We start from the raw sequence: 20,342 nt of genomic DNA, 5'->3' as shown, positions 1-20,342 counted from the left end.
TCTCGGGCATGACTTCCGACCCCACGGTCCCCGCGAGCAGCGCGCCGCTCGATCTCAAGCGCATCAGCGCCATCACCCTCGACCTCGACGACACCCTCTGGCCGATCTGGCCGACCATCGAACGCGCGGAGGCCGTGCTGCATGCCTGGCTGCTGCGCGAGGCGCCGAAGACGGCGGCCCTGCTGGTCACGCCGGGCGTGCTGCGCGAGCTGCGCGAAGCCACGGCCAAGGAGCGTTCCGATCTCGCGCACGACCTCAGCGCGCTGCGCCGTGAATCGATACGCACCGCGCTGCGCCGCGCGGGCGAGGACCCGGCGCTGGCCGATCCGGCCTTCGATGCCTTCTTCGCCGAGCGCCAGCGCGTGACGCTCTACGACGACGCGCTGCCCGCGCTCAAGTGGCTCAGCGAACGCTATCCGCTGGTGGCGGTGTCGAACGGCAATGCCGACATCCACAAGACCGGCGTGGGGCGCTGGTTCCGCACCGCCTTCAATGCGCGCGCCTTCGGCAGCGGCAAGCCGCATGCGCCGATCTTCCGCGCCGCCGCGGCCTCGGTCGGCCTGCTGCCCAAGGACGTGCTGCATGTGGGCGACGATGCCGAGCTCGACGTGGTGGGCGCGCTCGACGCCGGCATGCAGGCGGCCTGGCTGGTGCGCGACGAGCGCCCCTGGGTGCATGGCGCGCGGCCGCAGCTGATCGTGCCGAACCTGCACGCGCTGTGCGTGGCGCTCGGCGCCTGAGCCTTACCCGAAGACCGGACGGAAGAAGCTGCGCTCGTAGCTGAGGATGCAGCGCGTTTCCTCGGCATAGCGGAAGGCGGCCTGGCAGTCGGCGTCCTGCATCGAGTCGGCGCGGTACTGCTCGTAGGCCGCGAGGCTGGGAAAGCTGAACATCGCGAGTGCCACGTTGTTCGCGCCTTCCGAGGGCAGGAAGTAGCCGTGGTGCTTGCCGCCGAACTTCTCGACCAGCGGGATCCAGAGCTTGCCGTAGTGCTCGAACTCCCCGAGCTTGTAGGGGTCGACGATGTAGCGCAGGTAGCAGGTGACCATGGTGGGTGAAGGGAGAGGGTGGGCCGTGAGGGCAATTTCCGCCGCGGCTGCGGCGAACGGGTGGCCCGACTATAGTTTTGCTTCCCCGGCCTGCGGCGCGAGCGCGCCGCGCGAAAGCTCCCCATGCATCTGTCCAACTGGCTCCTCTTCTGCGGCGTGACCCTGCTCGTCGCCTTCACGCCCGGCCCCGCGGTGCTGCTGGCGGTGTCGAACTCGATGTCCGTGGGGCCGCGCCGCGCGATGATCAGCTCGCTGGGCAATGCGACGGGGCTCTTCATGGTATCGGCCGCCGCGATGGCCGGGCTGGGCGTGGTGCTCTCGACCTCGGCCCATGCCTTCATGGTGCTGAAGCTGGCGGGCGCGGCCTACCTGATCTACCTCGGCATCAAGCAGTGGCGCAGCCAGGGCAGCGTGTTCGCCGACCTCCAGGGTGCCTCGGCGGCGAGCTCGCCGCGTTCGAGCTGGCGCCTGTTCGGCCATGGCCTGACGGTGGCGCTGACCAACCCGAAGAGCATCCTGTTCTTCTCGGCGCTGTTCCCGCAGTTCCTCACGCAGGACGCGCCGATCGCCACCCAGTTCGCGGTGCTGACCACCACCTTCGCGGCGGCCTCGGTGCTGTCGCACGCCTTCTACGTGCTGCTCGCTCGCCTGCTGCGCAAGCAGCTGTCGGACCCGCGCCGCACGCGGCTGTTCAACAAGGTCTCGGGTGGCGCCTTCGTGCTGCTGGGGCTGAGCTTGCTGCGGTTGCGCAACAAGACCGCCGCTTAATCGAGGCCGAAGCGCTCGCGCAGCGCGGCGCAGAAATCGGCCGTGCCGCTCAGCGAGAGGGCCAGGGTCTCGAAGCGCGCATCGTCGCGCGTGTGCTGCAGGTCATAGTCCCACACCGCTCCCTCGTCGAGCGCGCCGCGCGCATCGGGAAAGGCGGCCTCGGCCCAGGCCAGCACCCGGTCGATCTCGGCTTGCACCTCGCCCAGGCGCTCGGGCGCGACCGAGGCCATCGCATCGAAGCTGCCATGGCCGTCGGCGTCCTCGCTGTGGTCGAAGTCGAGGTAGCGCAACTCGCTGGTCACGCCGTCGCCCTCGCGGCGGCCAGGCCGCTGAGCACCGCGCCCTCGAGCGTGGCGGGGTAGGGGCCTTCGACGTAGTCGCCGCAGGCCAGCAGGCCGGGCGCAATGGTCGCGGGCGGACGGGCCAGCCCGGGCGTGCAGGCGAAGGTCGCGCGCTTCTCAACCACGGTCTGCACGACGCCCAGGCCGGCCTGGCCCAGTTGCGCGGCCGCCTGCGCGAGCGCCTGCGTCTCGAGCAGCTCGCGCGGCGTCTCGTTGGCGCTCACGACCATCGCGAGCACGCCCGGCAGGCCGCAGAGCCGTTCCTTGTCGAACACGAACTGGGCCGGTGCCGTGGCCGGGTCGCTGCGCAGCGCGAGCATCGGTTCGGCCAGCGGCCTCGCGCCGCGCAGGTAGATCGTGGCGATGGCCTCGAAGCGCAGTGCCTCGGTGCTGGCGCACCAGGCCTCGGCCGGCAGGCCGCCGGCGCGCACGAGCCGGGCGGCATCCCAGGGCGCGCAGGCCAGCACCACGCGGTCGAAGGCTTCGCCGTCGACGCGCCACGCTTTCGCCTCGGGCACGATCGCGCGCACGCGCTGGCCGATGCGCAGGTTCGCGGCATGCGCGCGCAGCCAGGCGAGCGCCGCATCGGGCAGCAGCGCGCCGAGGTCGGCGCGCGGCAGCAGCAGGTCGGCGCCGCCGCTGCCGCTGAAGAGGGCATCGTGAAGCACGCGCAGGAAGACCTGGCCGCTCGATTGCGCGACGGGCGTGTTGAGCGCCGAGACGCACAGCGGCTCGATCAGCTCCTGCATCACGCGTGGCGTGAGGCCCGCGCAGAGCTCGGCGACGGTGGTGGAGGCGTCGCAGCGAAAGCCCTTGAAGCGCCAGCCGATCGCGGTGCGCAGCAGGGCGGACTTGTCGCGCCAGGTCCAGCCGCGCGCCTGGAAGATGCCCGCCAGCAGGTCGAGCGGCGCGGGCAGCCGCGGCAGCTGCAGGCCGCCGCCATCGGCGAAGCGCAGCGACAGCGGCAGGCGCAGCAGCACCCGCTCGGGATCGACGCCGACATCGCGCATCAGCTGCAGTGTGGCGCTGTAGGCGCCGATCAGGATGTGCTGGCCGTTGTCGAGCGCCATGCCGTGCATGTCGTCGACGCGGCGCGCGCGGCCGCCGGCATGGGGCGCGGCCTCGAACAGGGTGACCGCATGGCCCTGGCGCACGGCCTCGACCGCGCAGGCCAGGCCGGCCCAGCCCGCGCCGACGACCGCCAGCCTCACAGCCGGCCCAGCGCCTGCACCTTCCAGGCCAGCCACAGCTTGCGCACGGGCGTGAGGCTCACGCGCTGGTTCAGCACCTGGAAGTCGTCGCGCTCGATCTCGCGCAGCAGGGTGCGGTAGATGCTGGCCATCATCAGGCCGGGCTTCTGCGCGCGGCGGTCGGCCGCGGGCAACAGCGCCAGCGCCTCGTCGTAGGCGGCATGGGCGCGCTGGGCCTGGAACTTCATCAGCGCGACGAAGCGCTCGGAATGCACGCGGTTGAGGATCTCGTGCGCCTTGACCTCGTGCTTCTGCAGGTCGTTGACCGGCAGGTAGATGCGGCCGCGCAGGGCGTCCTCGCCCACGTCGCGGATGATGTTGGTGAGCTGCAGCGCGAGCCCGAGCTTGTGCGCGTAGGCGGTGGTCTGCGCCTCGGCCTGGCCGAAGATGCGCGCCGCCACCTCGCCCACCACGCCCGCCACCAGGTGGCAGTAGCGCGCGAGGCCGGGGAAGTCGAGGTAGCGGGTCTGCTCGAGGTCCATCTGGCAGCCCTCGATGACCTGGTCGAGCTGGCGCGCCTCGATGCCATAGGCCGCCACGTGCGGCATCAGCGCCTGCATCACCGGATGGTGCGGCGTGCCCGCGAAGGACTGGGCCACCTCGGTGCGCCACCAGGCCAGCTTGGTGGCGGCCACGCCGGGATCGCTGACCTCGTCGACCACGTCGTCGACCTCGCGGCAGAAGGCGTAGAAGGCGGTGATGGCCGCGCGCCGCGGCTTCGGAAGGAACAGGAAGGCGTAATAGAAACTGCTGCCCGAGGCGGCGGCCTTGTCTTGCACGTATTGCTCGGGATTCATCGGGAGGGCGCTGCGTTCATGGGCCGTGATTGTCTCCGCATCCGCAGCGCCTTCCAGAGCAGCACGGGGGCATCGGCCTTGCCGATCGTGGGCCGCTGCGTGAAGCTGTCGAAGCCCAGGTCCTCGATCTTGTCGAGGATGCGCAGGCCGCCCTGCACGACCAGGCGCAGCTCCCAGCCGGCGCGCCCCGGCAGGCGGTGCACCAGCGGCGCGCCCTGCTGCATCAGCTCGCGGGCCCAGAACGACACCACCGAGATCAGGTTGATCGCCTCCTGCGGCGGCGGGTAGGCGGGCGAGAGCGGCGCGAACACCTTGAAGTGCTGGCGCGTGAAGCCGCGCCGGGCGCAGTCGGTCAGCGGGAAGTAGAAGCGCCCGCGCGGCAGGTCCACGCTCGGGTCCTGCCAGAAATTGATGAGCTGCAGCGCGCTGCAGATGGCGTCGCTCTGCGCGAGCGAGGGCGCGTCGTGCACGCCGTACAGGTGCAGCAGCAGCCGGCCCACGGGGTTGGCCGAGCGGCGGCAGTAGTCGAGCAGTTCCTCGCGGTCGGCGTAGTCGCTGCCGTCGCGGGTCTTCACGATGTCCTGCATGAAGGCGTCGAGCAGGTCGGCCAGCAGCGTCTCGGGCAGGCCGAAGGCTTCGATGCTGTGGGCCAGCGGGCCGAACACCCCGGCCCAGGGCCCGGCCGGGTCGACCCGGCCCCGGGCCGCGTCGGCCAGCGCGGCGCGGTAGGCGTGCAGCTCGGCCAGGCGTTCCCCGGGCGTGGCCTGGCCCTCGTCGGCGATGTCGTCGGCGGTGCGCGCGAAATGGTAGATGGCCGCGATCGGCGCGCGCAGCCGCGGCGGGCACAGCCACGAGGCCACGGGAAAATTCTCGTAGTGCGTCGGCGCGGCGGCGGCGTGGGGGGGAGGGGGCGTCTGGGACACGCTGCGATTGTCAACCAGCGCGGCTATGCTCCCGGCGTTCCCACTCTCGATTCTTGCCCCATGAATGCAGCGGCCAGGACCTCCACCGCGCAAGGCGACGCGGCGCACCCGGCCGGCAAGGGCCTGGTCGTGATCGCGGCGCTCGGCGTCGTGTTCGGCGACATCGGCACCTCGCCGCTGTACGCCTTCAAGGAAACCCTGAATCCCGAGCACGGCGTGCCGTTCTCGCCCGACGCGGTGCTCGGGCTGCTGTCGCTGATCTTCTGGGGCCTGCTGTTCGTGGTGACGCTCAAGTACGTGGTGTTCGTGCTGCGCGCCGACCACGATGGCGAGGGCGGCATCCTGGCGCTGCAGGCGCTGGCGCGCAATGCGGCCTCGCGCATCGGTGCCAAGCCCTGGCTCGGCCACCTGATCGGGCTGCTGGGCCTGGTGGGCGCGGCCATGTTCTACGGCGACAGCCTGATCACGCCCGCGATCTCGGTGCTGTCGGCGGTCGAGGGGCTGGAGGTGCGCGCGCCGGTGCTCGAGCGCGCGGTGCTGCCGATCACGGTGGCGATCCTGATCGCGCTCTTCGCGGTGCAGAAGAAGGGCACCGGTGCGGTCGGCAAGGTGTTCGGGCCGGTGATGCTGCTGTGGTTCGTGGTGATCGGCGTGGCCGGATTGATGCAGGTGCTGGCCCAGCCGCAAGTGCTGGCGGCGCTCGATCCGCGGCGCGCCGTGCTGTTCCTGGTCGAGCACCGGCTGCAGTCGCTGGCGGTGCTGGGGGCGGTGTTCCTGGCCTTCACCGGCGGCGAGGCGCTCTATGCCGACATGGGTCATTTCGGCGCGCGGCCGATCCGGCTCGCCTGGCTCTTCATCGCGCTGCCGGGGCTGGTGCTCAACTATTTCGGCCAGGGCGCGCTGGTGCTGGCCAATCCGCAGGCGATCGACAACCCCTTCTTCCGGCTCTTTCCGGCCTGGGGCGTGCTGCCGATGGTGCTGCTGGCCGCGATGGCGACGGTGATCGCCTCGCAGGCCGTGATCTCGGGCGCCTTCTCGCTCACGGCGCACGCGATGCGCATGGGCTACCTGCCGCGCATGCGCGTGATCCAGACCTCGGGCACGGCCATCGGCCAGATCTACGTGCCGACCGTCAACTGGCTGCTGATGGTGGGCGTGCTGCTGCTGGTGCTGGGCTTCCGCAGCTCGAGCGCGCTGTCGGCGGCCTACGGCATCGCGGTGTCGATCACCATGGTCACGACCACCCTGCTGGCCGGCATCGTGGCCTGGGGGCTGTGGCGCTGGAACAAGCCGGCGGTGGCACTGGGCGTGGCGGCCTTCGCGGCGGTCGACCTGACCTTCGTGGTCGCCAACAGCCTCAAGGTGGCAGAGGGCGGCTGGCTCACGCTGGCGGTGGCCGCGGGCGTGATGCTGCTGTTCACCACCTGGGCCAAGGGGCGGCGCCTGGGGCTGGAGGCGGCCGCGGCCGAGAGCCTGCCGCTGCGGCCCTTCTTCGAGTCGCTGGCCCACCACATGCCGCACCGGGTGCAGGGCACGGCGGTGTTCCTCAACGTCAACGTGACCTCGGTGCCGCATGCGCTGCTGCACAACCTCAAGCACAACCAGGTGCTGCACGAGCAGGTGATCGTGCTGCGCGTGTTGCCCTGCGACACGCCGCGCGTCGACGCGCGCCTGCGCATCGAGGCCGAGTCGCTGATGACCGGCATCTGGATCGTGACCGCGCGCCACGGCTTCATGGAGCGGCCCGACGTGCCCGAGTTCATCCGCATCCTGGCCTACCAGAAGACGCTCGCCATCGACTCGATGAAGACCTCGTACTTCGTCTCGCGCGCCTCGGTGGGCGAGGAGCACCTGCCGGGTCTCAACCCGATCCGGCGCGCGCTGTTCGGCTGGCTGCAGCGCAACGCGGGGCGTGCCTCCGACTACTTCGAGCTGCCCGACAACCGGCTGGTGGAAATGGGCCAGCGGACCTGAGCACGAGGCGGCCGCCGGCGCTACTGACCGGCGGGTAATTGACAGCGGTTCACGTTTACCCTAGATTACTAACCGGTGGGTCATTAAAGGCCCGGTTCGTTCCTTCCAGGGTGTCTCATGACCGCCTCCCAATCCATCTTCTCGCTCGACCGCGCTGCCGCCTGGCTGCTGGTTCCCGCCCTCGTGGCCCTGGCCGGCTGCTCGCCGTCCAAACCCGCGGAGGAACCGGTACGCGCGGTCAAGCTGGTGACCGTGGGCACCAGTGCCTATGACGCCCAGCCCGAGTTCTCGGCCGAGGTGCGGGCGCGCGTCGAGTCGCGCCTGGGCTTCCGCGTGGCGGGCAAGATCACGCGCCGCCAGGCCGAACTCGGCCAGCGCGTGCAGGCCGGCCAGGTGCTGGCCCAGCTCGATCCGCAGGACTACCGGCTGGCCGCCGAAGCCGCGCGCGCCCAGCAGGCCGCGGCGCTGACCAACCGCGACCTGGCCGCGGCCGACCTCAAGCGCTACCGCGAGCTGCGCGAGCAGAACTTCATCAGCGGCGCCGAGCTCGAGCGCCGCGAATCGACCTGGAAGGCGGCGCAGGCGCAGCTCGAGCAGGCCCAGGCCCAGCTCTCGTCGCAGGGCAACCAGGCCGCCTACACGACGCTGGTGGCCGACGTGGCCGGCGTCATCACCGCCATCGAGGCCGAACCGGGCCAGGTGGTGCAGGCCGGCACGCCGGTGGTGCGGATCGCGCAGGACGGCGCGCGCGACGTGGTGTTCGCGGTGCCGGAAGACCGCGCGGGCCTGATCAAGCCCGGCTCGGCGGTCGCGGTGCGCGGCTGGTCGGGCGGCGAGGAATTGCAGGGCCAGGTGCGCGAGGTGGCGGCCAGCGCCGATGCCGTGACGCGCACCTTCACCGTGAAGGTGGCGATCGATGCCGCGAGCGCGCCCGCGCTCGGTGCCACGGTCTATGCGCGGCCGCAGGCGCTCGCGCGCGGCGGCCCCGCCGTCGTCAAGCTGCCGACCAGCGCGCTGCGCCAGGAAGGCAAGGGCACGGCCGTGTGGGTGCTCGACAAGTCGACCATGACCGTGCGCTCGCAGCCGGTGCAGGTGGCGACCGCCGACGGCAACGAGGCCGTGATCGGCGCCGGCGTCACGCCCGGCATGCAGGTGGTGGTGGCGGGCGTGCACGTGCTGTCGCCGGGCCAGAAGGTCACGATCTACCAGCCGCGCGAAGTGGCGGCGGGCGGTGCAGACGCGGGCGGTGCCACGCAGGGCGTCGCGCCCGTGGCCGCCAACAAGAAGGAGATCGCAGCGGGTGCCGGCAAATGAGCGGCGCTGACAAGGCGACGCACGGCACCGAGCCGGCCGGCCGCGCGGGCGGCTTCAATCTCTCGAAATGGGCGCTCGACCACGCGCCGCTCACGCGCTACCTGATGCTGGTGCTGATGGTGCTGGGCGCCTTCGCCTACTTCCAGCTCGGGCAGGACGAGGATCCGCCCTTCACCTTCCGCGCGATGGTGGTGCGCACCTACTGGCCCGGCGCCACCGCGCAGCAGGTGGCCGAGCAGGTCACCGACAAGCTCGAGCGCACGCTGCAGGAGGCGCCGTACGCCGACAAGATCCGCAGCTACTCGAAGCCCGGCGAGTCGCAGATCATCTTCCAGATCAAGGACTCCTCGAAGGCGAGCGAGGTCGCCAACGTCTGGTATACGGTGCGCAAGAAGATCGGCGACATGCGCGGCACCCTGCCCGCGGGCGTGCAGGGGCCGTTCTTCAACGACGACTTCGGCGACGTCTACGGCGTGATCTACGCGCTCGAGAGCGAGGGCTTCAGCTATGCCGAGCTCAAGACCCTGGCCGACGACGTGCGCCAGCAGCTGCTGCGCGTGAAGGACGTGGCCAAGGTCGACCAGTTCGGCGTGCAGGACGAGAAGGTCTTCATCGAGATCTCGCAGAAGCGCCTGGCGCAGCTGGGCCTCGACTTCAACGCCGTGCTGCAGCAGCTGGGCTCGCAGAACGCCATCGAGAGCGCCGGCACGATCCAGTCGCCGCTCGACGTGGTGCAGGTGCGCGTGGGCGGCCAGTTCACCAGCGTCGACCAGCTGCGCGAGATGCCGATCCGCGGCAGCTCGGGCAACCAGCTCAAGCTCGGCGACATCGCCGAGATCCGCCGCGGCTACATCGACCCGCCCTCGGTCAAGGTGCACCACCAGGGCAAGGAAGTGATCGCGCTGGGCGTGTCGATGACCAAGGGCGGCGACATCATCGCGCTGGGCAAGGCGCTGCGCGCGGCCACCGCTGGCATCGACAAGCAGCTGCCGCTGGGCGTGAAGCTCGCGCAGGTGCAGGACCAGCCGGTCGCCGTGGCGAGCTCGGTCAACGAGTTCGTGCGCGTGCTGATCGAGGCCGTGGCCATCGTGCTGGCGGTCAGCATCATCTCGCTGGGCCTGCACAAGGGCGGGCGCTTCGGCTGGTACATCGACATGCGTCCGGGCCTGGTGGTGGCGATCACCATCCCGCTGGTGCTGGCCGTGACCTTCCTGGCGATGAACTACTTCGGCATCGGGCTGCACAAGATATCGCTGGGCTCGCTGATCATCGCGCTGGGCCTGCTGGTGGACGACGCGATCATCGCGGTCGAGATGATGGTGCGGAAGATGGAGGAGGGCTACGACAAGGTCCGCGCCGCCACCTTCGCCTACGACGTGACGGCCAAGCCCATGCTCACCGGCACCCTGATCACCGCCGCGGGCTTCCTGCCGATCGGCATCGCCAAGTCGGTGACCGGCGAATACACCTTCGCGATCTTCGCCGTGACGGTGATCGCGCTGGTGCTGTCGTGGATCGTCTCGGTGTACTTCGTGCCTTACCTGGGCACGCTGTTGCTCAAGGTCAAGCCGCACGACCCCGATGCGCCGCCGCACGAGCTGTTCGACACGCCGTTCTACAACGCCTTCCGCCGCGCGGTGAACTGGTGCGTGCAGCATCGCTGGCTGACCATCGGCGCCACCGTGCTGATCTTCGCGCTCGGCATCGTCGGCATGGGCAAGGTGCAGCAGCAGTTCTTCCCCGACTCGAGCCGGCCCGAGATCCTGGTCGACATCTGGTTCCCCGAGGGCACCTCGTTCCAGGCCAACGAGGAAGTGGCGAAGCGGGTCGAGCAGCGCATCCTCAAGGAAGCCGGCGTGAAGACCGTCAGCACCTGGATCGGCTCGGGCGTGCCGCGCTTCTACCTGCCGCTGGACCAGGTGTTCCCGCAGTCCAACGTCTCGCAGCTGATCGTGCTGGCGAGCGACCTCAAGGTGCGCGAGACGCTGCGGCTGTCGCTGCCCGGCCTGCTGGCGCAGGAATTCCCCGAGGTGCGCGGCCGCGTGAAGCTGCTGCCCAACGGGCCGCCGGTGCCGTACCCGGTGCAGTTCCGCGTGATCGGTACCGACCCGACGCAGCTTCGCGCGCGCGCCGACGAGGTCAAGGCCGTGCTGCGCGAGAACGCCAACATGCGCGGCGTGAACGACAACTGGAACGAGTCGGTGAAGGTGATCCGCCTCGAGGTCGACCAGGCCAAGGCGCGCGCGCTCGGCGTGACCAGCCAGGCCATCGCGCAGGCCTCGCGCACCATGTTCAGCGGCACCACCGTGGGCCAGTACCGCGAGAACGACCTGCTGATCGACATCGTGCTGCGCCAGTCGGCCGACGAGCGCGAAGCGATCTCCGACATCGGCAACGCCTACCTGCCGACGGCCTCGGGCCGCTCGATCCCGCTGGCGCAGATCGCCAAGCCGGTGTTCACCTGGGAGCCGGGCGTGATGTGGCGCGAGAACCGCGACTACGCGATCACCGTGCAGGGCGACGTGACCGAGGGCCTGCAGGGCGCGACCGTGACCGACCAGTTGCTGCCGAAGCTGCGCGAGCTCGAGGCCGGCTGGCATGCGGCCGGGCAGGGCGCCTATCGCATCGAGGTGGCGGGTGCGGTGGAGGAGAGCAGCAAGGGTTCGGCCTCCATCGTGGCCGGCGTGCCGATCATGCTGTTCCTGGTGTTCACGCTGCTGATGCTGCAGTTGCACAGCTTCAGCCGCTCGCTGCTGGTGTTCATCACCGGCCCGATGGGCATCGCCGGCGTGGCCGGTGCGCTGCTGGTGCTGAACCGGCCCTTCGGCTTCGTCGCGCTGCTCGGCGTGATCGCGCTGATGGGGATGATCCAGCGCAACGCCGTGATCCTGATCGACCAGATCGAGCACGACCGCGCGGCCGGCGTGCCGGCCTGGGATGCCATCGTCGAGTCGGCCGTGCGCCGCCTGCGCCCGATCGTGCTGACCGCCGCGGCCGCCGTGCTGGCGATGATCCCGCTCTCGCGCAGCGTGTTCTGGGGGCCGATGGCGGTCGCCATCATGGGCGGGCTGATCGTGGCGACGGTGCTGACCTTGCTGGCGCTGCCGGCGATGTACGCGGCGGCGTTCCGCGTGAAGCGCGACGAGGCGCCGCCGCCGGCACCGCAGGGCAACGGCGCCTTGCCGGCCCCCCAGGCGGCTTGAGCGCGCGGAATGCAGGGTTTGTCCCGCCCCGCGAGGCCGCGAACTCCGCATGCAGGTCGAGCCGGGAGCCTCCCGGTTTCGACTAAAATGCGCGGTTGACCGATTTCGAGCGGACGGTCTTGGACTGCCGGGTTCTCCCCGGCGCCCAGGCCGTCCGCTTTTGCATTCACCTGAAAAAGGCAAAAGCGCGGGTGGCGAAATTGGTAGACGCACCAGGTTTAGGTCCTGACGTTCGCAAGAACGTGCCGGTTCGAGTCCGGCCCCGCGCACCAGCCAATCCCTCACTAGGAAGAAGTTCATGACCGTGACCGTTGAAACCCTCGAGAAGCTCGAACGCAAGATCACGCTGACCCTGCCGGTCGGCATCATCCAGTCCGAAGTCGATTCGCGCCTCAAGAAGCTCGCGCGCACCGTCAAGATGGACGGCTTCCGTCCCGGCAAGGTGCCGATGAACGTCGTGGCCCAGCGCTATGGCTACTCGGTGCAGTACGAGGTCATGAACGACAAGGTCGGCGAGGCCTTCTCGCAGGCCGCCAACGAAGCCAAGCTGCGCGTGGCCGGCCAGCCCCGCATCACCGAGAAGGAAGGCGCGCCCGAGGGCGAGCTGTCCTTCGACGCCGTGTTCGAGGTGTTCCCCGAAGTCAAGATCAACGACCTGTCGGGCGCCGAAGTCGAGAAGCTGTCGGCCGAAGTGGGCGACGACGCGATCGACAAGACCCTGGACATCCTGCGCAAGCAGCGCCGCACCTTCGCGCAGCGCGCGCAGGATGCCGTGGCCCAGGACGACGACCGCGTGACCGTCGACTTCGAAGGCAAGATCGACGGCGAACCCTTCCAGGGCGGCAAGGCCGAGGACTTCCCGTTCGTGGTCGGCGAAGGCCAGATGCTCAAGGAATTCGAAGACGCCGTGCGCGGCATGAAGGCCGGCGACAGCCGCACCTTCCCGCTGTCGTTCCCGGCCGACTACCACGGCCAGGACGTGGCCGGCAAGCAGGCCGACTTCCTCGTCACGCTGAAGAAGATCGAGGCCTCGCACCTGCCCGAAGTCAACGAGCAGCTCGCCAAGTCGCTCGGCATCGCCGACGCCACGGTCGAGGGCCTGCGCGCCGACATCAAGAAGAACCTCGAGCGCGAGGTCAAGTTCCGCCTGCTGGCGCGCAACAAGAACGCCGTGATGGATGCGCTGGTGGCCAACGCCGAGCTCGACCTGCCCAACGCCAGCGTGCAGTCCGAAGTCAACCGCATGATCGAAGGCGCGCGCGCCGAGCTCAAGCAGCGCGGCATCAAGGACGCCGACAAGGCACCGATCCCCGAGGAAGTGTTCCGTCCCCAGGCCGAGCGCCGCGTGCGCCTGGGCCTGGTGGTCGCCGAGCTGGTGCGCGCCAACAACCTGCAGGCCAAGCCCGAGCAGATCAAGGCCCACATCGACGAGCTGGCCTCGAGCTACGAGAAGCCGGCGGACGTGGTGCGCTGGTACTTCAGCGACAACAACCGCCTGGCCGAAGTCGAGGCCGTGGTGATCGAGAACAACGTGACCGATTTCGTGCTCGGCAAGGCCAAGGTCGCCGAGAAGTCGGTGTCGTTCGACGAACTGATGGCGCAGCAGCAACAGGCCTGATCGCCGCCTCGGCCCGGGACGCCATGGGGCTTGTGCTTTGCGGCACGAGCCCCATTTCACTCAGGCGTACAGTTCAGATTGACGACAGCGAACGAACCCTTCTCCGGAGCAAATTCATGAGCGCACAGGAAATCCAAGGCCTCGGCATGGTCCCGATGGTCATCGAGCAATCGGGCCGTGGCGAACGGTCCTACGACATCTACTCGCGGCTCCTCAAGGAGCGCATCATCTTCCTGGTGGGCGAGGTCAACGACCAGACCGCCAACCTCGTGGTGGCCCAGCTGCTGTTCCTGGAGAGCGAGAACCCCGACAAGGACATCTCGTTCTACATCAACTCCCCGGGCGGCAGCGTCACGGCCGGCATGGCGATCTACGACACCATGCAGTTCATCAAGCCCGAGGTCTCCACGCTGTGCGTGGGCTTCGCGGCCAGCATGGGCGCGTTCCTGCTCGCGGCCGGTGCCAAGGGCAAGCGCTTCTCGCTGCCCAACTCCAAGATCATGATCCACCAGGTGCTCGGCGGCGCCCGCGGCCAGGCCACCGACATCGAGATCCATGCGCGCGACATCCTGCGCACCAAGGACCAGATGAACCGCATCCTGGCCGAGCGCACCGGCCAGCCGCTGGACAAGGTCAAGGCCGATACCGAGCGCGACTACTTCCTGACGGCCGACGAGGCCAAGGATTACGGCCTGGTCGACCAGGTGATCGCCAAGCGCCCCTGAGCAGGGGCCCGGCGCCCTGGCGTCACGACGCCGGCGGCGCCAAAAAGGCAACAACGGCGTTTTCCACACGGGAAACGCCGTTTTTGTTTCGTTATCATTGTCCAAACCCGTTACGAGGCACCTGTCCATGGCCGAGAAAAAAGGCACTTCCAGCGAAAAAACGCTCTACTGCTCGTTCTGCGGCAAAAGCCAGCACGAGGTGAAGAAGCTGATCGCGGGTCCTTCGGTCTTCATCTGCGACGAGTGCATCGATCTCTGCAACGAGATCATCCGCGACGAACTGCCCGCCGGAGAAGAAGCGCGCGATGCGCGCAACGACCTGCCGACGCCGCTCGAGATCAAGACCAACCTCGACAACTACGTGATCGGCCAGGAGCCGGCCAAGCGCATGCTGTCGGTGGCCGTCTACAACCACTACAAGCGCCTGCGCCACAAGGAGAAGGCCAAGGGCGAGGACGTGGAGCTCAGCAAGAGCAACATCCTGCTGATCGGCCCCACGGGCTCGGGCAAGACGCTGCTCGCGCAGACGCTGGCGCGCCAGCTCGACGTGCCCTTCGTGATGGCCGACGCCACCACGCTGACCGAGGCCGGCTATGTCGGCGAGGACGTCGAGAACATCATCCAGAAGCTGCTGCAGAGTTGCAATTACGAAGTCGAACGCGCGCAGCGCGGCATCGTCTACATCGACGAGATCGACAAGATCTCGCGCAAGTCCGACAACCCCTCGATCACGCGCGACGTGTCGGGCGAGGGCGTGCAGCAGGCGCTGCTCAAGCTCATCGAAGGCACCATGGCCAGCGTGCCGCCCCAGGGCGGGCGCAAGCACCCGAACCAGGACTTCCTGCAGATCGACACGACCAACATCCTGTTCATTTGCGGCGGAGCCTTCGCGGGCCTCGAGAAGGTGATCGAGAACCGCACCGAGGCCTCGGGCATCGGTTTCGGCGCCAGCGTCAAGAGCAAGGCCCAGCGCAGCCTCACCGAGGTGTTCCGCGACGTCGAGCCCGAGGACCTGATCAAGTTCGGCCTGATCCCCGAGCTCGTGGGCCGCATGCCCGTGGTGGCCTCGCTGGCCGAGCTCAGCGAGGACGCGCTGGTGCAGATCCTCACCGAGCCCAAGAACGCCGTGGTCAAGCAGTTCACCAAGCTGCTGCAGATGGAGGGCGTGGACCTCGAGATCCGTCCCGCCGCCCTCAAGGCGATCGCGCGCAAGGCGCTGGCCCGCAAGACCGGCGCGCGCGGCCTGCGTTCGATCCTCGAACAGTCGCTGATCGACACGATGTTCGAGCTGCCCAATGCCACCAATGTCGACAAGGTCGTGGTCGAGGAATCGACCATCGACGAGAACAAGCCCCCGCTGCTCGTGTACCGCGAGGCAGCCAAGAAGGCCTGAGTGACTCCCGCGCCGGCTCTTCCCCCCGAGATGCCCGGCGTCTTCGACAAAGACTGCGGCCGCGGGCTTGAAATGCCCGTGTCGCCGTCCATCTTTGCTTGATCAATCAAAGGATATCCATGTCCGGTCATACCCCTCTGCCCGCCGACGCCATCGACCTGCCGCTGCTGCCGCTGCGCGATGTCGTCGTGTTCCCCCATATGGTGATCCCGCTGTTCGTGGGGCGCCCCAAGAGCATCAAGGCGCTCGAGCTGGCCATGGAGGCCGAGCGCCGCATCATGCTGGTGGCCCAGAAGGCCGCCGCCAAGGACGAGCCCTCGGTCGAGGACATGTTCGAGGTCGGCTGCGTCTCGACCATCCTGCAGATGCTCAAGCTGCCGGACGGCACGGTGAAGGTGCTGGTCGAGGGCCAGCAACGCGCCCGCGTGAACCGCATCGATGACGGCGAGACCCACTTCTCGGCCAACGTGACGCCGGTGGCGGCGCCCGAGGGCGGCGAGAAGGGCACCGAGGTCGAAGCGCTGCGCCGCGCGGTGATGCAGCAGTTCGACCAGTACGTGAAGCTCAACAAGAAGATTCCGCCCGAGATCCTGACCTCGATCTCGAGCATCGACGATCCGGGCCGCCTGGCCGACACGATCGCCGCGCACCTGCCGCTCAAGCTCGACAACAAGCAGGCGGTGCTCGATCTCGACGACACCAAGGCACGGCTGGAGAACCTGTTCGGCCAGCTCGAGCGCGAGGTCGACATCCTCAACGTCGACAAGAAGATCCGTGGCCGCGTGAAGCGCCAGATGGAGAAGAACCAGCGCGACTTCTACCTCAACGAGCAGGTCAAGGCGATCCAGAAGGAGCTCGGCGAAGGCGAGGAGGGCGCGGACATCGAGGAGATCGAGAAGAAGATCAAGCTCGCCAAGATGCCCAAGGACGCGCTCAAGAAGGCTGAGGGCGAGCTCAAGAAGCTCAAGCTGATGTCGCCGATGTCGGCCGAAGCCACCGTGGTGCGCAACTACATCGACGTGCTGGTGGGCCTGCCCTGGGCCAAGCGGACCAAGATCAAGCACGACCTCGCGAACGCCGAGGCGGTGCTCAACGCCGACCACTACGGCCTCGAGAAGGTCAAGGACCGCATCCTCGAATACCTCGCGGTGCAGCAGCGTGTCGACAAGGTCAAGGCGCCGATCCTGTGCCTCGTGGGCCCGCCGGGCGTGGGCAAGACCTCGCTCGGGCAGTCGATCGCCAAGGCGACCGGCCGCAAGTACACCCGCATGGCGCTCGGCGGCATGCGCGACGAGGCCGAGATCCGCGGCCACCGCCGCACCTACATCGGCGCGCTGCCGGGCAAGGTGCTGCAGGGGCTCAGCAAGATCGGTACGCGCAATCCGCTGTTCCTGCTCGACGAGATCGACAAGCTGGGCACCGACTTCCGCGGCGACCCGTCGAGCGCGCTGCTCGAGGTGCTCGACCCCGAGCAGAACCACACCTTCGGCGACCACTACGTGGAAGTCGACTTCGACCTGAGCGACGTCATGTTCGTCGCCACCTCGAACTCGATGAACATCCCGCCGGCGCTGCTGGACCGCATGGAAGTCATCCGCCTCTCGGGCTACACCGAGGACGAGAAGACCAACATCGCGATCAAGTACCTGCTGCCCAAGCAGCTGAAGAACAACGGCGTGAAGGAAGAGGAACTGCTCGTCACCGAGGAGGCCGTGCGCGACATCGTGCGCTACTACACGCGCGAAGCCGGCGTGCGTTCGCTCGAGCGCGAGCTCTCGAAGATCTGCCGCAAGGTGGTCAAGGGCCTGCTGCTCAAGCAGATGACGCCCCAGGTCGTGGTCACGGGCGAGAACCTCAACGACTTCCTCGGCGTGCGCAAGTTCACCTTCGGCCTGGCCGAGAAGCAGAACCAGGTCGGCCAGGTGGTCGGCCTCGCATGGACCGAGGTCGGCGGCGACCTGCTGACGATCGAGGCCGTGACCATGCCCGGCAAGGGCGTGATCAGCCGCACCGGTTCGCTGGGCGACGTGATGAAGGAATCGGTCGAGGCCGCGCGCACCGTGGTGCGCAGCCGCTCGCGCCGCCTGGGCATCAAGGACGAGGTGTTCGAGAAGCGCGACATCCACATCCACGTGCCCGACGGCGCCACGCCCAAGGACGGCCCGAGCGCGGGCGCTGCGATGACCACGGCCTTCGTGTCGGCGCTCACGGGCATCCCGGTGCGCGCCGACGTGGCGATGACCGGCGAGATCACGCTGCGCGGCGAGGTCACGGCGATCGGCGGCCTGAAGGAAAAGCTGCTGGCGGCCCTGCGCGGCGGCATCAAGACGGTGCTGATCCCCGAGGAGAACGCCAAGGACCTGCAGGACATTCCCGAGAACGTGAAGAACGGGCTCGAGATCGTGCCGGTCAAGTGGATCGACAAGGTGCTCGAGATCGCGCTCGAGAAGCAGCCCACGCCGCTGTCCGACGAAGAGGTCGCGGCCTCGGCGGCGGCCGTGGCCGAGATCGCGAAGCAGCGCGAGTCGCAGGCATCGGAAGGCTCGGTCAAGCACTGAACGACACGATCATGAAATTCGGGGGCTCGCCTTGCGAAACCCCGAAAATCTGGTCTATAATTCAAGGCTCGAAACGCGGGAATAGCTCAGTTGGTAGAGCGCAACCTTGCCAAGGTTGAGGTCGAGAGTTCGAGACTCTTTTCCCGCTCCAGTTTTGAAAAAGGGAAGCAACAGCTTCCCTTTTTTTCGCTAGTTCGATTTCGTTTTTCTGCGTGGCGCGATAGCAAAGCGGTTATGCAACGGATTGCAAATCCGTCTAGTCCGGTTCGACTCCGGATCGCGCCTCCACACTTCTCCCGTTGAATCCAGCGTCGATACACCAGGCCCCGCCAACCACGTTGACGGGGCTCGTTTCGTTTGGGGTATCGTCGTCGTTCAACCCGGGGCCCGGATGGTGAAATTGGTAGACACATCGGACTTAAAATCTGTTTTGTCAAGTCCTTCTTGCTTGCGCCAACGGGCCAGAAGGCCAATAGTGACAACGGTTTGCGAGCGTCCATGATGCAGCTTCATAGCTTGGCTTGACGGTCAGGAGCCAGCTAGGCGCCAGTAGATGGAGGTAGGTGTTTCCAGCGCATTGCACGCTACGCCCGAGTGGTGAAATCGGTAGACACAAGGGACTTGAACAATTTGAGCCTTCGGGGGGAAACGCCCGGAGTGAAGCCCGTCAAAATCGGCGAAAGCCCTGGATGCTTCTGCACCCGAGCCAACGCCGAGCCAAGCCCAAGCAACAGTTTGGGAAGGTGTAGAGAGCAGACGGCGGGCACCTACGGCCGCAAGGCTATGGTGAAGGCGTGCTCCAGACCACGAACAGCGCATGCGCGTTGGCGGCGAAAGTCGAAGTGGTAAGAAAATCCCTCGACCTTACGGTCATGCCGGTTCGATTCCGGCCTCGGGCACCAATCTAGAGCCGCCCCTGTTCACGCAGGGGCGGCTTTTCCGTTCTTGGGCTGCGTGCGCTTGAAGCCTCGATCCCCAGCCATGAATGCCTCCAGCATGTGCGGGATCAGCGTCGCGGCATCGACCGCTTCGCCATACGACTGCGCGTGCAGCGCGGCATAGCGGTCGAGGTCGGCTTTCAGGCTGGCCGGGCACGCGAATGTCAGCTTGACGCTCTCGGTCTTGGGCAGCGGCCCGAGCCGCAGCTTCTTGGTCGTGCTCATTGCGAAGCTCCCCGGTTGAAGAACAGCGGCTGATAGGGCCGCAGCACGAGATCCCGGTTAACGATGACTCGCACCGGCAAGCCGGGGCGCGCCGTCAACGTCGGCTGTATGTTCATGTTGCGCCGGGTGATCTCCTGGCCGACCTGGTTGATGCTGTCCTGGGCGCTGTCACGGCCGGCGATGACGATGCGGTTGCCGTTCTGGCGGTTATCAGGCGCGGCCAGCTCGGCGCCGACGCCCAGCAGCGTCGTCAGCACAGCGCCCGCGACGATGCGATTCCAATGCCAGTTCACATCGTCTTCCAGGCCGGCGTAACCGGCCGGGTCGGTGCCGACAAGGTTGTCGAGCGTGAGCGAGGACGTGTCGGGCAGGATGATCCGGTTCCACACTACCTGTACGCGGCTCTGCCCGTAGCTGACCTGGCTGTTGTAGCGCCCGAGGATGCGCGATCCCTGCGGGATCAGCAGGAACTTGCCTGTGGCCGTGTCAAAGACCGGCTCTGTCACCGTGGCGATCACGTCGCCCGGCAAGTCTGATTTGATGCCCGTGACCAAGGCGCCAGCGATCACCGTTCCGGCCATCACCTGATAGGGCGACGCCGGCAGCGCCAAGTTGCCGGAGTTGCGGGTTTCCGTAGCGCCGCCTTTCAGGAACGCCTCCTTCTGGTCTTGCCGGTTCTGCACGGCAGTCGGGTCGGCAGGCTGGGCCGCCGTCGAGGCCGGCCCGCCGGCGAGCGGATCGAAGGCCGCGAGCGTGCTTGCTGCGCCAGGCGCCACCGGCGCTGCCTGCGCCACCGTGGCTGCACGTTGGCCACCCGAGCGGAAGAACACCGACGAAGCCGCCGCTGCATCGGCCTCCTTGCGCAAGGCATCCTCGGGATCATGGCCCGGTGGCGCATATGCTGGCGTCACGGGCTGCTGCGAGTTGACGATGGCGGGGCCAAGATCGCCCGGCAGCGGCGGCCCCAATTCGGGTAACTTCGGCGGCAGCTTCGAGTAGTCCGCCGGCAGGCCATCCAGACCTTCGGACTTCGACACGCGCTCGACGTTGTAAAGCTCGGTCTGCTCACTGGCCGCGCGCCGCGGGGGCTGCAGCGACCAAATCGTGGCGCCGAGCACGGCGACCGATAGGCCGCCAACGAGGATGGCCAGCGTGCGCCGGTTCAGGCGTGTGACCGGGCGCGGCTGGGCGCGCAGCGCCACCGCCTCCGGTGCGACCTTGTCCGCCTGCGGCGTGGCGAGGTCGGGGGTGTCGTCCTGGCTCATG

16 protein-coding genes and 3 tRNA genes are annotated in these 20,342 nt (G+C 68.1%); 12 read left to right on the top strand and 7 right to left on the bottom strand.

From position 1 onward, the window contains the following. Positions 1 to 8: 8 nt before the first annotated feature. A complete protein-coding gene (locus AC1HIL_RS22470; RefSeq protein WP_261212728.1) occupies positions 9 to 740 on the top strand; it encodes an HAD family hydrolase in 732 nt (243 codons plus the stop codon). Between the two features lie 3 nt (positions 741 to 743). On the opposite strand, the gene AC1HIL_RS22465 is transcribed toward AC1HIL_RS22470, so the two are convergent. Further along, on the bottom strand, positions 744 to 1,049 hold the full coding sequence (locus tag AC1HIL_RS22465; protein WP_261212727.1) for an NIPSNAP family protein: 306 nt from the start codon (positions 1,047 to 1,049) through the stop codon (positions 744 to 746). A 123-nt stretch (positions 1,050 to 1,172) separates the two neighbouring features. Between AC1HIL_RS22465 and AC1HIL_RS22460 the strand changes: the two genes are divergently transcribed. Next, on the top strand, positions 1,173 to 1,817 hold the full coding sequence (locus tag AC1HIL_RS22460; protein ID WP_479670027.1) for a LysE family translocator: 645 nt from the start codon (positions 1,173 to 1,175) through the stop codon (positions 1,815 to 1,817). On the opposite strand, the gene AC1HIL_RS22455 is transcribed toward AC1HIL_RS22460, so the two are convergent. Genes AC1HIL_RS22455 through hpnC form a run of 4 tightly spaced genes read right to left on the bottom strand, consistent with a single transcriptional unit; the run spans position 1,814 to position 5,128 of the window. Continuing rightward, positions 1,814 to 2,119 (bottom strand): hypothetical protein, encoded by a 306-nt coding sequence (locus AC1HIL_RS22455; RefSeq protein ID WP_413763348.1) that lies wholly within the window; start codon positions 2,117 to 2,119, stop codon positions 1,814 to 1,816. The two genes, AC1HIL_RS22460 and AC1HIL_RS22455, sit on opposite strands and share 4 nt — an antisense overlap. Continuing rightward, positions 2,116 to 3,369 carry a hydroxysqualene dehydroxylase HpnE gene (hpnE, locus tag AC1HIL_RS22450; RefSeq protein ID WP_479670026.1) on the bottom strand — a complete coding sequence of 418 codons (1,254 nt, stop codon included), beginning with the start codon at positions 3,367 to 3,369 and terminating at the stop codon, positions 2,116 to 2,118. Before hpnE ends, AC1HIL_RS22455 begins: the two co-directional genes overlap by 4 nt. Beyond that, entirely contained in the window at positions 3,366 to 4,205 is an 840-nt protein-coding gene (hpnD, locus tag AC1HIL_RS22445) for a presqualene diphosphate synthase HpnD (protein ID WP_479670025.1), read from the bottom strand. Before hpnD ends, hpnE begins: the two co-directional genes overlap by 4 nt. Beyond that, positions 4,202 to 5,128 carry a squalene synthase HpnC gene (gene hpnC, locus AC1HIL_RS22440; RefSeq protein WP_057594291.1) on the bottom strand — a complete coding sequence of 309 codons (927 nt, stop codon included), beginning with the start codon at positions 5,126 to 5,128 and terminating at the stop codon, positions 4,202 to 4,204. Before hpnC ends, hpnD begins: the two co-directional genes overlap by 4 nt. Positions 5,129 to 5,188: 60 nt before the next feature. On the opposite strand from hpnC, the gene AC1HIL_RS22435 reads away from it, so the two are divergent. The 10 genes from AC1HIL_RS22435 (at position 5,189) to AC1HIL_RS22390 (ending at position 18,201) form a co-directional block, all read left to right on the top strand. Continuing rightward, positions 5,189 to 7,102 carry a potassium transporter Kup gene (locus AC1HIL_RS22435; protein WP_479670024.1) on the top strand — a complete coding sequence of 638 codons (1,914 nt, stop codon included), beginning with the start codon at positions 5,189 to 5,191 and terminating at the stop codon, positions 7,100 to 7,102. Positions 7,103 to 7,219: 117 nt separating this feature from the next. Continuing rightward, the gene (locus tag AC1HIL_RS22430; protein ID WP_413763352.1) at positions 7,220 to 8,416 is read left to right on the top strand and encodes an efflux RND transporter periplasmic adaptor subunit; all 1,197 of its coding nucleotides are present in this window, start codon (positions 7,220 to 7,222) and stop codon (positions 8,414 to 8,416) included. Further along, complete coding sequence (locus AC1HIL_RS22425) at positions 8,413 to 11,619, top strand: efflux RND transporter permease subunit (protein WP_479670023.1); 3,207 nt, start codon at positions 8,413 to 8,415, stop codon at positions 11,617 to 11,619. The genes AC1HIL_RS22430 and AC1HIL_RS22425 overlap by 4 nt, the downstream gene beginning before the upstream one ends. A gap of 185 nt (positions 11,620 to 11,804) precedes the next feature. Beyond that, positions 11,805 to 11,891 (top strand) — tRNA-Leu (locus AC1HIL_RS22420). 26 nt (positions 11,892 to 11,917) lie between these two features. Beyond that, a complete protein-coding gene (gene tig, locus AC1HIL_RS22415) occupies positions 11,918 to 13,237 on the top strand; it encodes a trigger factor (RefSeq protein WP_479670022.1) in 1,320 nt (439 codons plus the stop codon). 116 nt (positions 13,238 to 13,353) lie between these two features. Then, positions 13,354 to 13,962: an ATP-dependent Clp endopeptidase proteolytic subunit ClpP gene (gene clpP, locus AC1HIL_RS22410; RefSeq protein WP_057594287.1), complete on the top strand. Its 609-nt coding sequence runs from the start codon at positions 13,354 to 13,356 to the stop codon at positions 13,960 to 13,962. A 127-nt stretch (positions 13,963 to 14,089) separates the two neighbouring features. After that, positions 14,090 to 15,355, top strand: coding sequence for an ATP-dependent Clp protease ATP-binding subunit ClpX (clpX, locus tag AC1HIL_RS22405; protein ID WP_057594286.1), 1,266 nt, complete (start codon positions 14,090 to 14,092; stop codon positions 15,353 to 15,355). Between the two features lie 119 nt (positions 15,356 to 15,474). Beyond that, positions 15,475 to 17,913 (top strand): endopeptidase La, encoded by a 2,439-nt coding sequence (lon, locus tag AC1HIL_RS22400; protein ID WP_057594285.1) that lies wholly within the window; start codon positions 15,475 to 15,477, stop codon positions 17,911 to 17,913. Positions 17,914 to 17,988: 75 nt separating this feature from the next. Then, positions 17,989 to 18,064, top strand: a tRNA-Gly gene (locus tag AC1HIL_RS22395). 63 nt (positions 18,065 to 18,127) lie between these two features. Then, a tRNA-Cys gene (locus tag AC1HIL_RS22390) sits at positions 18,128 to 18,201 on the top strand. A 632-nt stretch (positions 18,202 to 18,833) separates the two neighbouring features. On the opposite strand, the gene AC1HIL_RS22385 is transcribed toward AC1HIL_RS22390, so the two are convergent. Beyond that, positions 18,834 to 19,076: a DUF2274 domain-containing protein gene (locus AC1HIL_RS22385; RefSeq protein ID WP_056581693.1), complete on the bottom strand. Its 243-nt coding sequence runs from the start codon at positions 19,074 to 19,076 to the stop codon at positions 18,834 to 18,836. Next, positions 19,073 to 20,341, bottom strand: coding sequence for a TraB/TrbI/VirB10 family type IV secretion system protein (locus tag AC1HIL_RS22380; protein WP_056581690.1), 1,269 nt, complete (start codon positions 20,339 to 20,341; stop codon positions 19,073 to 19,075). The genes AC1HIL_RS22385 and AC1HIL_RS22380 overlap by 4 nt, the downstream gene beginning before the upstream one ends. Between the last annotated feature and the right edge of the window lies 1 nt (position 20,342).

The sequence above is a fragment of the Variovorax sp. ISS6 genome, from assembly GCF_056523145.1.
The sequence above is the reverse complement of the archived record's forward strand: the minus strand, read 5'-3'. Positions and strand labels throughout refer to the sequence as shown.

What these genes read in the sequence shown, in the direction of transcription:
- AC1HIL_RS22470 (WP_261212728.1), top strand. Translation starts at nt 9, where the DNA reads ATGACTTCCGACCCCACGGTCCCCGCGAGCAGCGCGCCGCTCGATCTC.
- lon (WP_057594285.1), top strand. Translation starts at nt 15,475, where the DNA reads ATGTCCGGTCATACCCCTCTGCCCGCCGACGCCATCGACCTGCCGCTG.
- AC1HIL_RS22460 (WP_479670027.1), top strand. Translation starts at nt 1,173, where the DNA reads ATGCATCTGTCCAACTGGCTCCTCTTCTGCGGCGTGACCCTGCTCGTC.
- AC1HIL_RS22385 (WP_056581693.1), bottom strand. Translation starts at nt 19,076, where the DNA reads ATGAGCACGACCAAGAAGCTGCGGCTCGGGCCGCTGCCCAAGACCGAG.
- clpX (WP_057594286.1), top strand. Translation starts at nt 14,090, where the DNA reads ATGGCCGAGAAAAAAGGCACTTCCAGCGAAAAAACGCTCTACTGCTCG.
- AC1HIL_RS22430 (WP_413763352.1), top strand. Translation starts at nt 7,220, where the DNA reads ATGACCGCCTCCCAATCCATCTTCTCGCTCGACCGCGCTGCCGCCTGG.
- AC1HIL_RS22425 (WP_479670023.1), top strand. Translation starts at nt 8,413, where the DNA reads ATGAGCGGCGCTGACAAGGCGACGCACGGCACCGAGCCGGCCGGCCGC.
- hpnD (WP_479670025.1), bottom strand. Translation starts at nt 4,205, where the DNA reads ATGAATCCCGAGCAATACGTGCAAGACAAGGCCGCCGCCTCGGGCAGC.
- clpP (WP_057594287.1), top strand. Translation starts at nt 13,354, where the DNA reads ATGAGCGCACAGGAAATCCAAGGCCTCGGCATGGTCCCGATGGTCATC.
- AC1HIL_RS22435 (WP_479670024.1), top strand. Translation starts at nt 5,189, where the DNA reads ATGAATGCAGCGGCCAGGACCTCCACCGCGCAAGGCGACGCGGCGCAC.
- AC1HIL_RS22380 (WP_056581690.1), bottom strand. Translation starts at nt 20,341, where the DNA reads ATGAGCCAGGACGACACCCCCGACCTCGCCACGCCGCAGGCGGACAAG.
- AC1HIL_RS22465 (WP_261212727.1), bottom strand. Translation starts at nt 1,049, where the DNA reads ATGGTCACCTGCTACCTGCGCTACATCGTCGACCCCTACAAGCTCGGG.
- tig (WP_479670022.1), top strand. Translation starts at nt 11,918, where the DNA reads ATGACCGTGACCGTTGAAACCCTCGAGAAGCTCGAACGCAAGATCACG.